Origin of the sequence: Psychrobacter sp. UBA3962 (genome assembly GCF_002385225.1) — a bacterium.
GTDB lineage: Bacteria > Pseudomonadota > Gammaproteobacteria > Pseudomonadales > Moraxellaceae > Psychrobacter.
The window spans coordinates 96,179-108,690 of record NZ_DGDC01000020.1 but is presented as its reverse complement, the minus strand read 5'-3'; the positions used below and the strand labels follow the sequence as shown (position 1 = coordinate 108,690).

The following is a 12,512-nucleotide window of genomic DNA, read 5'->3' as shown; positions in this document are numbered from 1 at the left end:
CATAAAGTCAGCTTAATGGGCAGTCGAACCAGAACGTGCTTTTTTGATTAGAGTCACAATAAGTAATACCACCAAACCAATAGCAAAACCGATAACCCCATTTAAAAGGTTAGCAGACAAGCCTTCAAATACTCCCGTTAAGTCGGCAAGGTCTTCTACTGCATGTTCTAAGCTATTCACACCATGAACGATAATACCGCCACCCACTAAGAACATCGCTAGCGTACCTACGATAGTTAATACTTTCATCAACTTAGGCGCTGCAGATAATAAAAACCGGCCTATTTTTTGAGTAGTATTACTGGCCCCTGGCTTTTGCATCATATGCAGGCCTATGTCATCAATTTTAACAATAAAACCAACTAGGCCGTAAATACCAATAGTAACTGCAATTGCGATAACTGAAAGTGCTAAACTCTTATCTACCAAACTTGCGGCAGTCATAGTCCCTAAACTAATCACCACAATTTCAGCGGATAAGATAAAATCGGTACGGATGGCTCCTTTTACCTTTTGTTTCTCCATGGCTACTAGGTCCACACTTTCATCAGCATTTGCCGCTACTCGTGCTTGATGCTCTTCATCATCGGGTAAAAGTCTCGGCCAAAACTTATGAACCACTTTTTCAGCGCCTTCATAAGATAAAAACAAGCCTCCGACCATAAGTAACGGCGTAATAAGCCAAGGCGCAAAAAAACTAATTAACAGTGCGGCGGGTACAAGGATTAGTTTATTTACAAAAGAGCCTTTTGCCACTGCCCAGACTACAGGCAGCTCACGACTGGGCTTAACCCCACTTACCTGCTCAGCATTTAGCGCCAGATCATCACCCAATACCCCAACCGTCTTTTTGGCGGCGACTTTGGTCATAGTTGCTACATCGTCCATAATCAGACTAATATCATCGAGTAACAGTAATAGACTACCACCTGCCATAAAATCTCCTTAGCTATTCGCCACTTAGCTTACTGTCTCACAAAATGTGAATAATAGCCGCTAATAAAACCATAGTTAAAACTACAGTTAAAGCAGCCGTCACAGTAAACCAATTGCGATATAAAATTTAGTATTTATTTAATTAATGCCGTTAGTTTATCTCGTAATTTAACTAAAATCATATTACGATTGTAAGCAGAGCGAGTTTTTTATGGGTTTATTGCAACTGCCTCTACTTTTACTAGGGGTGAGGGGAGTTTAAAGCTGTTAGCTTTAAGCCTTATAGAGCCCCCTCTTAAACTTAATATAATCTCTAGATTGATAAAGAAGACCCCTACTGCCTTAAAATAGACAAGGATTGACTATGACATCACTTTCATTATTTAAACGCCCTTTACTGCTCACCTCATTGACTGCCTTAACTTTGTCCGCACTCAACGGATGTAGCACACAGCAAGATATTTCCAACGCCAATGAGCCCAGTAGCGACGTTATTCAAAACTCTCAGATGCTTGAGGTCACACCGGTAATCTTGGTTGAATCCAATAGCGCTTATAGCAAAATGGCAGCGCCAGCCAGTATTCAAGCTCCGTCTCCAATGCCCTCAATTAGACCCCCTGTTTCTAGCTCTGAAAACTATGCTGAGATAGAACGCAATGCTGTCCATGCCACTCATGAGCAAGCTTTTGCCACCTTAAGTATTGATACCGATACTGGCAGCTATGCCAACGTCCGCCGCTTTTTAAATAATGGCAGTCTACCCCCGACCGACGCCGTCAGGGTAGAAGAGTTAATCAATTATTTTAATTATGACTTTAAAAACGCTGCCAAACAAAGTGGCTCCCCATTTTTAGTCAGCACTGAGGTGGTTAACTCACCCTGGCATCCGAGCAATCGTATTGTCAAAGTCGGCATCAAAGCAGATGATGTTGTGACCAATAACCAAAATCAGCCTGCTGCCAACTTAGTGTTTTTAGTGGATGTTTCAGGCTCAATGAATAGCAGTGATAAGCTGCAGCTGGCGAAATCTAGCCTTAAAATACTGGCTAAAGAGCTGCGCGCGCAAGATACCATTACTCTAGTAACTTATGCGGGGAACACTGGGGTTGTGCTGCCAGCAACCCCAGGCAATCAAACTCAAAAAATTCTCAATGCCATTGATAACTTATCCGCTAGTGGCTCAACCAATGGCGAAGCGGCTATTAAACTGGCTTATCAACAAGCGCAAGAAAACTTCAAGAAAAACGGCATTAACCGTATCTTAATGCTTACTGATGGTGACTTTAATGTGGGGGTATCTAATGTCAAAGATATGCTAGATATTATCCGCAGCAATCGCGATAAAGGCATCTCTTTATCTACTTTAGGTTTTGGTCAAGGCAATTACAATGATCACATGATGGAGCAAGTTGCAGATAACGGCAATGGCAACTACAGTTATATTGACTCGCTATCAGAAGCTAAAAAAGTATTGATTGATGAGATGTCTTCTACCTTTAATACCGTGGCCAAAGACGTTAAAATTCAACTTGAATTTAACCCAGCTGCGGTCTCTGAATGGCGCTTGATTGGTTATGAAAATAGACTACTGGCCAAAGAAGACTTTAATAACGATAAGGTGGATGCTGGAGAGCTTGGTGCTGGTAAGTCTGTCGTGGCACTATTTGAAGTGACCCCAGTAGGCCAAAAAGGACTGCTCGATGCCAGTCGCTATCAAAAAACAGCGTTGACTAATAAAAATAACAGCGAGCTTGGCTTTTTAAAAATTCGCTATAAAGCACCTCAGTCAGAGACTTCAAAGTTACTGACTTTTCCTATTGCTAATAAAGTCAGTAACGCTTCAGCAGACACTAAGTTTGCAATGGCTGTCGCAGGCTATGGGCAACTGCTGACTAATAGTAAGTATGTCAATGATCTAACCTATGACCAAGTGGCACAATTGGCCAAACCTGGACTAAACAGCGCCTTAGATAAAACCAATAGCCGAGCTGAGTTTATAAAACTGGTCGAATTGGCCAATGACTTACAATAGCTAAACTTTTATAATCTTTTATACCTTTTTATAAAAATGATGAGCTGACCTGATTCACAGCGTCAGCTCTACTTTTGAGACCTGCTATGCAAACCCAAAAAGTGCAAACCCAAAAAATGTCCTATCAACAACCCTTAAAAAATCTATTACCGGCCTTCGCCTTACCTATGGCAGTCGCTTCTACAATATTACTCACTGGCTGTAATGAGCAGGCGGATAGTGACGCCAATACTCAGTCAGAGGTCGTTGAAACCTCAGAGCAGAGTACCGTATCTGATGTAGAGACCAGTGTGTCTACTGATACTGAAAATGTAGATACTGGCGAGATGGTCTCTACTCGCGACCAGCCCTTGTCCATTGACTGGAGCCGTATCGATTCAGGTCAAAAACCCATTGCTCCCGAAGAGTTCAACTATCCTTTTGAGCTAGACGGTGAGTCAGTAAAGTCACAAGCCAAATTCTCAGACATTACTCCAGAGCAAGCCCAGCATACCTTAACAGTGGGTATGGCCAGTAATGAGCCCCTAGAGAAACTACTGGATCAATTGGGTGACAGTTATTTGTCCCATAAATTCTCTGAAAGTGAGGCAAAGCTAATCGTTTACACCACCCCAAACGTCAAACCCAGCCAGCATGACTATGTCATTGCTCATGAGTTTGCGCGTGGCTTAACCCTGCCTATCGAGATTATCCCGCAGCCTAAAGCTGAGGATGTAAAATCGACCCAGCCCGCTACTAAATAGGTGAGTCTCATGAATTTATCTTGGGTGATTAACCCATTAAGTCACTTGCCTACTCTCTATCTTTTTTAATAAAAAAAGACAGCATATTAATGCTGTCTTTTCTATTTTCTTTTTAGTTAAACTGTGAGCGGTAACTTCAAATAAGAGCCAAAACTCAGTTTTAAACTGCTGCAATAATTGTTATTTCAACCAGTAAGTCAGGACTGGCTAAGGCAGACTCTCCACAAGCACGAGCGGGAGGAACAACGTCGCTAAACCACTTCTCCCATACCGCATTCATGGCGTCGAAGTCAGACATATCTTTAAGCCAAACTGTGGCGGACAATATTTTTGACTTGTCACTCCCTACTTCTTCTAGTAAAGCTTTAACTTTTTCTAGAGTAGTTAAGGTTTGTGCCGAAATATCCTCATCCGCATTGCCTACTTGACCACTTAGATAGATGGTCTCATTGTGAATGACAATCTGACTCATACGCTGATCGCTATGTAATTTTTGCATATTCCGTCTCTTTTTTACGAATTTTGAAACCAGTGAAGTTTTATCAACTTCACTGGCTTTGGTTCACAGTTAAAAACAATTAACGACCAAAACGCTCAGCACTAAATGGGGTAGCATCAATATATAATGGCTTATTATTGATCATCTCTTCTACTAAGCGGCCTGTGGCTGGGCCTAAGGTAAAGCCTTGATGCGCATGACCAAAAGCAAACCACAGCTTTTCATGTCTTGGTGCAGGACCAATAACCGGCTTCATATCGGCCATACAAGGTCTTGAACCACACCAAGCTTCTGATTCAACCGCTTCTTCTAGTGGCAATACATCTTTGGCAATTTTTAATACCGCTTCAAGCTGACCAAAATTCTTTGGAGCATTCAAAGTGGTCATTTCAGCACCCGTGGTAATGCGAATGCCTTGCTCCATCGGGCCCATTAGATAGCCTTTTTCGGCATCAAACAAGCTATGACCGATACGGTTGCCTTCACTAACTTTGAAATGTTGATGGTAACCACGCATTGGGAACAGTGGGAAGTTATAGCCTAAAGGAGCGGTCAGTTCTGTTGACCAAGGACCGGCGGCAATCACCACATGGCTACTGTTATAAGTGGCCAACTCACCCTCGCTAGTTTCAACGGTTACTTGCCAGCTTTTGTCTTCCATCTGCTCAATGTTTTTGACAGCGCCTTGCTTGATTTCACCCTGCATAGCCTCGAAGCTTTTGGCATAGGTTTTTACCAAACGACTTGGGTTTTTTACCTGCCAAGAGTTCTGCCAGTGGATACCACCGATGAATTGGTCAAAATTAACATTTGGCTCAAATTCTTTTAACTCTTCAGGGGTTAGTAGCTTGTACTGAACCCCTTTAGTAGCAGCTCTTTCAGCCAATTTAATGGCTTCATCGTATTTTTTCTGGGTGCGGTAAATCTCAAACCAGCCACCTTTACGCACTAAATCATCAGCGCCTGACGCTTGAATCATGACGTCATGTTCACTGGTGCAATGCTCAATTAAAGTGGCCCACTCATCTTCAATTTTGGTTAATTTCTTGGGCACTGAGTTGGTCCAATACTGATACAACGCGCTTTGATAGTTAAACAAAGCAGACCAACGATAACGGATGTCAGTGCTGGTGTTCGGCAGTACTCTAAAAATCTCGCCCATTTCACGTGGGAAAGCTTTTGGATATACCGCCTCTCTTTGAATTAAACCTGCGTTACCATACGAGGTTTCTTCACCTGGAGCTTTTTTATCAATTACTAAAACTTTGGAGTTGTTTTTTTGTAGGTGCCATGCAATTGAGGTGCCTACCATACCCGAGCCAATCACAATAACGTCGTATTGCATAAAAGTTCCTTAAAGTTAGACCCACGAAATAAAATGCGAGACTAATAAGTTAAATTATTCAATAAAAAAGCACGCCCCATGAGATTTGATTGATGAGTCGTGCACTGTATTATGATACCGCTTTTATTAGGGCAACGTGGCACTAATTTGATTGAGTTTTTAAATCATTTTTAGCTTTACGTTTTATTATATATTAAGTAGCTAGCGAGTCATGTCATCGATTCCCATAAAAAAAGCCATCACTAGTCAATGATGGCTTTTCGCTAAATAACACAAGCTAGCTTATTCAAGAAAAGTAGTAAGTCTGCCTCTAAGAACAGGGGCTAAAAACTAAGCCTCAATAAGCGCTAAGAACTCTTCTTCTAATACCACACGTACCCCTAAGCTTTCGGCCTTAGTCAGCTTTGATCCGGCTTTTTCACCCGCCAATAGAGCAGAGGTTTTAGCGGATACGCTTCCTGAGACTTTAGCCCCCAAAGCCTGTAACCGAGCTTTGGCATCATCGCGTGACATGCCGCTTTCCACTAGAGTACCGGTAATCACCCAAGTTTGACCCTCTAAAGGCAAATTATCAGAGACGACTTGCTCAACCTTATCCCAATGCACGCCGGCCTGCTGCAAGGCTTCGATAACTTCCACGTTGTGCTCCGCACGGAAAAAGTTATAAATCAGCTCCGCGGTTATGGTGCCGATGTCTGGCACAGCCTCTAAGTCTTCAATGCTGGCTTCCATCAAAGGAGGCAGATCGCCAAAATGCTGGGCCAAGTTCTGCGCTGTGGTCTCTCCCACCCCTTTAATGCCTATCGCGTATATAAAGCGCGACAAAGTAGTGTTCTTACTCTCTTCAATGGCAGTCAACATATTATTAACTGATTTCTCGCCCAACTTCTCGAAGTTAACCAGCTCTGCTTTATGCTCCTGCAAATGGTAAATATCAGCCACAGTTTTGACAATGCCATGTTCAAAGAAGCTGATCAACCAGCGCTCGCCTAGCCCCTCAATATCCATTGCTTTGCGCGACACAAAGTGAATAAGGGCCTCTTGCTGCTGAGCCGGACAGAACAGCTCTCCTGTACAACGTGCTAAAGCCTCTCCTTCAGGTAATACCACCGGAGAGTCGCAAACCGGACAATTGGCAGGCAAAGTAACTGACTCAGTATCTTCAGGGCGCAGCTCATGCCAGACCCGAGTAACTTTGGGAATCACATCACCAGCTCGGTGCACACTGACCGTGTCTCCAACCCGCACATCTAGACGCTGAATCTCACCGATATTATGCAAGGTGACATTACTGACGGTTACCCCGCCCACTTGCACCGGTTCCAGCTTACCAACGGGGGTAATCTGCCCAGTACGACCCACTTGCCACTCAATGGCATTGAGTTTGGTAATGGCTGTTTCTGCGGGAAACTTATACGCTGTTGCCCAACGAGGCTCGCGAGACAGATGACCTAGCTGACTTTGTAGCTGTAAATCATCCACCTTGATGACCATGCCATCGATTTCAAACGGCAAACTACTGCGGGTTTCAATCACTGACTCATAGTAAGATTGAACTTGATCCACACTGTTAACTACTTTTACTTCACTAACGGTAAACCCAATCTCTTTTAGCCAGGCCAAAGCTGCAGATTGCTGAGTAATGTGTTCCGGCAATCCTTGGTTTACTGAGTAAGCATAAAAAGCTAAGGGGCGGTTGGCCGCCACCGCAGGATCAAGCTGACGTAAACTGCCGGCAGCAGCATTACGCGGGTTAGCAAAAACTTTACCCTCAGATTGCTTTGCTTCTCGGTTCAAACGCTCAAATCCGGCTTTAGGCATCAGCACTTCACCGCGAACCTCAAGCACATCAATATCAAAAGCCGCTTCTAATACCAGCGGAATATTATTGATGGTTCTCACGTTTTGGGTAATGTCCTCTCCGGTCTGACCATCACCTCGAGTGACGCCCCTCACAAAATGTCCGTTGTGATATTTCAGGGAAACCGCTAGACCATCTAGCTTCAACTCCACCTCGTAACTGGGGTTTTTATCCTTATCACTAAGTCTGTCATTCACCCGGCGCATAAATTCTGTCAAGTCGTCTTTATTAAAGACGTTGCCTAGTGATAGCATAGGTATATCGTGCTTCACTTGGGAAAAAGACGGTAAAGGATCATCGCCCACGCTTGCGGTAGGACTGTCTGATTGAGTTAAATCCGGATAGCGCTCCTCAAGCTCAATAAGGCTCAAGCGTAATTGGTCATACTCATTATCGCTTATGGTAGGCGCATCCATAACATAATAAGCATTGTTATGTTTGCGTACTTCGGTAATTAAAGCACGCATCTTAGCGACAATTTCTTGTTGCTCTATATTAAGTTTTTTATTGGCATTCATTTGAGTAGCCTAATTTTTATTGAAAGTGATTTTTTATCATTGGAAGCGTCTTACTTAAGACACTTATTGGTTTAATTTTTTTGGGTTATTATGATAACAATTTTCAGATACCGATGCCTAAGTAAACTCAATTTAGCTGGTATTCAACGCAGAAAATGATAGTCTAATACATACTGCTGAGTCAGAAGCAAATAACAAGCCAGCCCTAAAATAGTGGTAAAGTTAATTTCAAGGATTTCATTTAACCCCTTCAATAAAAAGGATTTTATTATGTTCAACATCAGTGAACGCGGCCAAGAATTTTACCAGCGCACCAAAGACTTCATCGAAACCGAAATCGAACCTATCGAAGCTGAACTTATCCAGCAAAGCCATCAAGCAAACAATCATGGTGACTGGACCCAATGGCAGTGGCCTGAGCAATACTATGCCTTACGTCAAAAAGCAAAAGACGCAGGCCTATGGAATATGTTCCTGCCTGACGATACTTTGGGGGCAGGCTTATCAGTTACTGATTACGCCCCTATTGCTGAGCTGACGGGTCGTAGCCTTATTGCCCCCAATATTTTCAACTGTAACGCCCCTGACAGCGGTAATATGGAGCTGTTATGGCGCTTTGGTAATGCCGAACAAAAAGAGCGTTTTTTACAGCCCCTACTAGACGGTAAAACCCGCTCGGTATTTTGTATGACTGAGCCGAGTGTCGCCTCAAGTGATGCCACCAATATGGAAGCGACTGCCATTGTGGAAGGCGATGAGATTGTGCTTAATGGCCGCAAATGGTGGTCTTCTGGCTTAGGCGACCCTGACGTTGATTTCATTATCTTCATGGCTCATACCCCAAACGAAAACTTGGGCCGTCATCAACAGCACTCGATGGTTCTGGTGCCTATTGATACCCCAGGCATAAAAATCGAACGTATGTTACAGGTATTTGGCGATTACGATGCTCCTCACGGTCATGGTGAAGTGGTATTTGACAATGTTCGTGTGCCTGTGGGTAATATTATCGGAGGTCCTGGGATGGGCTTTATGATCGCCCAAGGCCGCCTAGGTCCAGGCCGAATTCACCATTGTATGCGTTGTATTGGTGCCGCTGAAAAAGCACTGGAATTAGCCATTCATCGGGGTATGAGCCGTAGAGCTTTTGGTAAATCGCTATTAATGCTGGGCGGCAACTTGGAACGTATAGCTGAAGCTCGTATTAAAATTGATCAGGCCCGCTTGCTTACCTTAAATGCCGCTCACAAAATGGACAGTCAAGGTGTTATGGAAGCCCTAACTGAGATCTCAGCGATTAAAGTGGTTGCCCCAAATGTGCTGCAAGAAGTGGTCGATATGGCCATGCAAATACATGGAGGCATGGGCGTCAGTCAAGATACTGTGCTACCGGCATTTTATGCTCAGGCGCGTAGCTTACGCTTAGCGGATGGACCGGATGAAGTGCATAAAGGCATGATTGCTAAGCTTGAACTAAAAAGAAACGGTTATACCCGTCCTAAATCAAAAAAATAACCGTTACCCAATCGTTTTTTTATCACAACTTATATTGGCTATATAAAAGGGATTTTTATGAGCACGCCTCAGCAATCTAATCAATCTTCCATAGACCGCTCGGCTAGCACTATCGAAAACAGTGCGGTGATAGACCAGCCCAATCAGGTCAGAGAGAGTGAAGCTTTGGATGCACAAGCAGTCACCCAGTGGTTGCAGTCGCAAAACATTGACGTTCAAGGCACTCCAGAGGTCACTCAGTTTTCTGGAGGGGCCTCAAACTGGACCTACTGCTTACACTATGATAATACCGACTTAATCCTACGTCGTCCTCCTGCCGGCACTAAGGCCAAATCAGCCCATGATATGGTTCGCGAATTTAACATTCAACAAGCGTTAAAAGACGACTACCCTTACGTGCCTAATATGATAGCGTTGTGTACGGATGACTCCGTAATCGGCTGTGACTTCTATGTTATGGAGCGTTTGGTTGGTATTATTCCTCGGGCCAACTTACCCAAGCAGTTAACCCTTGATAGCTCGCAAGTTCGTAACTTATGTACCAATGTGTTAGATGCTCTGATTGAGCTGCATCAAGTCGACTATCAACAAAACCCAGCCTTAAGCGCTATTGGCAAAGGCGAAGGCTACTGCCAACGTCAAGTCATGGGCTGGGAGAAGCGTTATAAAAAAGCCAAGACACCAAATGTTCCTAGCTTTTATCTGGTGCGTCAATGGCTAAAACGCAATTTGCCTAAAGACAGCCGTACCTGTGTCATACACAATGACTGGCGCTTTGATAACGTGGTGTTAGACCCAGAGAACCCGACTTCAGTTATTGGAGTACTGGATTGGGAAATGGCCACCTTAGGCGATCCTTTGATGGACTTAGGCAGTGCCCTTGCTTACTGGGTCCAAAAAGATGACAACTTCATCATGCGTCAATCCCGCCGTCAACCCACTCATTTAGACGGGATGATGACCCGTGAGCAAGTCGTGGACTATTATCTCACTAAAATGGGGATGACCACAGACAACTGGGCATTTTACGAAGTATTCGGTTTGTTCCGTTTGGCCGGTATCGCCCAGCAAATCTACTACCGTTATTACAATAAGCAAACCGATAATCCTGCGTTTAAGAACTTTTGGATTATCACCCATGCGCTACATGCTCGGGCTCTCAAGCTCATTGCTCAGCAAGAAGCAGGACGTGCTGTTGATAGTGGTAAACTGCCCAAGCCAGTACACTCTATTGCCAAGCGCTTGGTAAAACACTAATTGATTTTTCTTTAATTCGAAATCGATAAACGGCCGATAATAATAATTACTGCAATCTGCCTTCATTCACTATAAAAGGACATTATGACTACTTTGCTATTTGCTAGGCATGGACAAGCCTCTTTTGGTCAAAAAAACTATGACAAATTGTCTTCGCTTGGGGCTCAGCAAGCCACTTTATTAGGGCAGCATTATGCCAACACCCAGCGTAAGATTGACGCCATTGTCACCGGCAGCTTGGTTCGCCAACAGGACTCTGCCACTCATTTTATGAGCGCTTACACCCCTCAAGAGTCTTCAACCTTAATCTCCGCAGACCCTACGGTTATTGAAGAGTTAAATGAGTTCAATCACAAAGACGTGTTTATAAAGCTGGATCCTAGCTTTGCCTCAGAAGCTGGCATAATGCAGGCTGTGGCTCAGGCCCCTGTCCCTAAGGCTCGTCTGGCTGAACTATTTAATGACGCCATGATTCGCTGGCATTCAGGACAGCATGATGAGGATTATTTAGAAAGTTGGCCACAGTTTAATCTGCGGGCACAGCAAGCTTTACAGAAATTAATGGCTCATGCTGAGCAACAGCAAGCTAAGAACGTCCTAGTTTTTACTTCCGGGGGCGTCATAGCCGCCATTACTGCCGGCTTGCTAAATCAAAGCAATGATAATCCAAGTATGACCGCCTACCAGATAAATCGCAGCTTGATTAATACCGGAGTGACCTCGGTAGTGTTAAAAGGCGATACGCCCAGGTTACTATCATTAAATGAGCATAGTCATCTGTATCATCAAGGCCAAAGCTTAGTGTCATGGCATTAACTACTATAAGGATTACTAAAATTGTCGTTTCAGCTAATAAGGATACTTATGAAGAACTCACGACTTCACAACCTACAAAAAGAACTGCTTGATGGGGTGCAAACCAAACTTGCCGAGACCAAATCGTTACTACAAAATCAGGACTTAACCAAGCTAGTACAAGGCAAAACAGGCAAAGGCAAGACGATCCTAATAACCGGAGCCAGCTCGGGTATCGGTGCCGGTATGGCTCGCACCTTTGCTAAGCTTGGCTACAACCTAGCCATTTGTGCTCGGCGCACTGACCGACTACAAGCTTTAAAAGATGAAATACTGGCTGAAAACCCTGATATTCGTGTTGAGCTGGCTGAACTTGATGTCAGTGAGTATGAGGCCGTATTCACTACGTTTAAGGCATTCCAGCAGCAATTCGATTGTATTGATCGAATTATCGTCAATGCCGGCGTCGGTGAAGGTCGCCGTGTAGGAACCGGTCGCTTTCATATCAACCAACGTACCGCTGAAATTAATTTCATTTCGGCCTTGGCCCAATGTGAAGCGGCTATGGAAATCTTCCGAGAACAAAACGCTGGGCATTTGGTAGTTATCTCAAGCATGTCAGCCATGCGGGGTATGCCAAAGCATCTAACTGTATATGCTGCGAGTAAAGCTGGTTTGGCTCATCTAGCCGAAGGCATTCGCGCCGAGATGATTGCAGACAATCTGCCCATTAAGATCACTACTATTTATCCTGGCTATATCCGTACAGAGATTAACGAAGGAGCACCAAAACTGCCCTTTGAAGTAGATGAAGCAACCGGTAGTAATGCTTTGGTTGCTGCCATTGAATCAGGCGTTGAGGAAGCCTGTGTGCCTACCCTACCTTGGCTGGTACTGGGTAAAGCGATGAAACATTTGCCCTTACACTTAGTTAACAAGTTAGGCTAGCTACTACTAGGTTATACTAACTAGATTATATGAACTAGGTTTTATAAAAAAAGCCGTAGCTTG

10 protein-coding genes are annotated in these 12,512 nt (G+C 44.0%); 6 read left to right on the top strand and 4 right to left on the bottom strand.

What is annotated here, in order from left to right:
- Nucleotides 1-12: 12 nt before the first annotated feature.
- On the bottom strand, nucleotides 13-936 hold the full coding sequence (locus tag B3S92_RS05275; RefSeq protein ID WP_296203480.1) for a DUF808 domain-containing protein: 924 nt from the start codon (nucleotides 934-936) through the stop codon (nucleotides 13-15).
- A gap of 364 nt (nucleotides 937-1,300) precedes the next feature.
- On the opposite strand from B3S92_RS05275, the gene B3S92_RS05270 reads away from it, so the two are divergent.
- Both B3S92_RS05270 and B3S92_RS05265 read left to right on the top strand, forming a co-directional pair.
- A complete protein-coding gene (locus tag B3S92_RS05270; protein WP_296203478.1) occupies nucleotides 1,301-2,968 on the top strand; it encodes a vWA domain-containing protein in 1,668 nt (555 codons plus the stop codon).
- 86 nt (nucleotides 2,969-3,054) lie between these two features.
- Entirely contained in the window at nucleotides 3,055-3,711 is a 657-nt protein-coding gene (locus B3S92_RS05265) for a hypothetical protein (RefSeq protein ID WP_296203473.1), read from the top strand.
- Between the two features lie 160 nt (nucleotides 3,712-3,871).
- Here the strand turns inward: B3S92_RS05265 and B3S92_RS05260 are convergent, their stop codons facing one another.
- The 3 genes from B3S92_RS05260 to ligA form a co-directional block, all read right to left on the bottom strand.
- A complete protein-coding gene (locus B3S92_RS05260) occupies nucleotides 3,872-4,210 on the bottom strand; it encodes a RidA family protein (protein WP_296203471.1) in 339 nt (112 codons plus the stop codon).
- Between the two features lie 79 nt (nucleotides 4,211-4,289).
- On the bottom strand, nucleotides 4,290-5,555 hold the full coding sequence (locus B3S92_RS05255) for an NAD(P)/FAD-dependent oxidoreductase (protein WP_296203468.1): 1,266 nt from the start codon (nucleotides 5,553-5,555) through the stop codon (nucleotides 4,290-4,292).
- Between the two features lie 330 nt (nucleotides 5,556-5,885).
- Nucleotides 5,886-7,934, bottom strand: coding sequence for an NAD-dependent DNA ligase LigA (ligA, locus tag B3S92_RS05250; RefSeq protein WP_296203466.1), 2,049 nt, complete (start codon nucleotides 7,932-7,934; stop codon nucleotides 5,886-5,888).
- A 270-nt stretch (nucleotides 7,935-8,204) separates the two neighbouring features.
- Between ligA and B3S92_RS05245 the strand changes: the two genes are divergently transcribed.
- From B3S92_RS05245 to B3S92_RS05230, 4 genes are all read left to right on the top strand, one after another.
- The gene (locus tag B3S92_RS05245) at nucleotides 8,205-9,449 is read left to right on the top strand and encodes an acyl-CoA dehydrogenase family protein (RefSeq protein WP_296203462.1); all 1,245 of its coding nucleotides are present in this window, start codon (nucleotides 8,205-8,207) and stop codon (nucleotides 9,447-9,449) included.
- 57 nt (nucleotides 9,450-9,506) lie between these two features.
- Nucleotides 9,507-10,706 (top strand): phosphotransferase family protein, encoded by a 1,200-nt coding sequence (locus B3S92_RS05240; RefSeq protein ID WP_296203461.1) that lies wholly within the window; start codon nucleotides 9,507-9,509, stop codon nucleotides 10,704-10,706.
- An 84-nt stretch (nucleotides 10,707-10,790) separates the two neighbouring features.
- Complete coding sequence (locus tag B3S92_RS05235; protein ID WP_296203458.1) at nucleotides 10,791-11,522, top strand: histidine phosphatase family protein; 732 nt, start codon at nucleotides 10,791-10,793, stop codon at nucleotides 11,520-11,522.
- Between the two features lie 48 nt (nucleotides 11,523-11,570).
- A complete protein-coding gene (locus B3S92_RS05230; protein ID WP_296203456.1) occupies nucleotides 11,571-12,449 on the top strand; it encodes an SDR family oxidoreductase in 879 nt (292 codons plus the stop codon).
- Nucleotides 12,450-12,512: the final 63 nt, after the last annotated feature.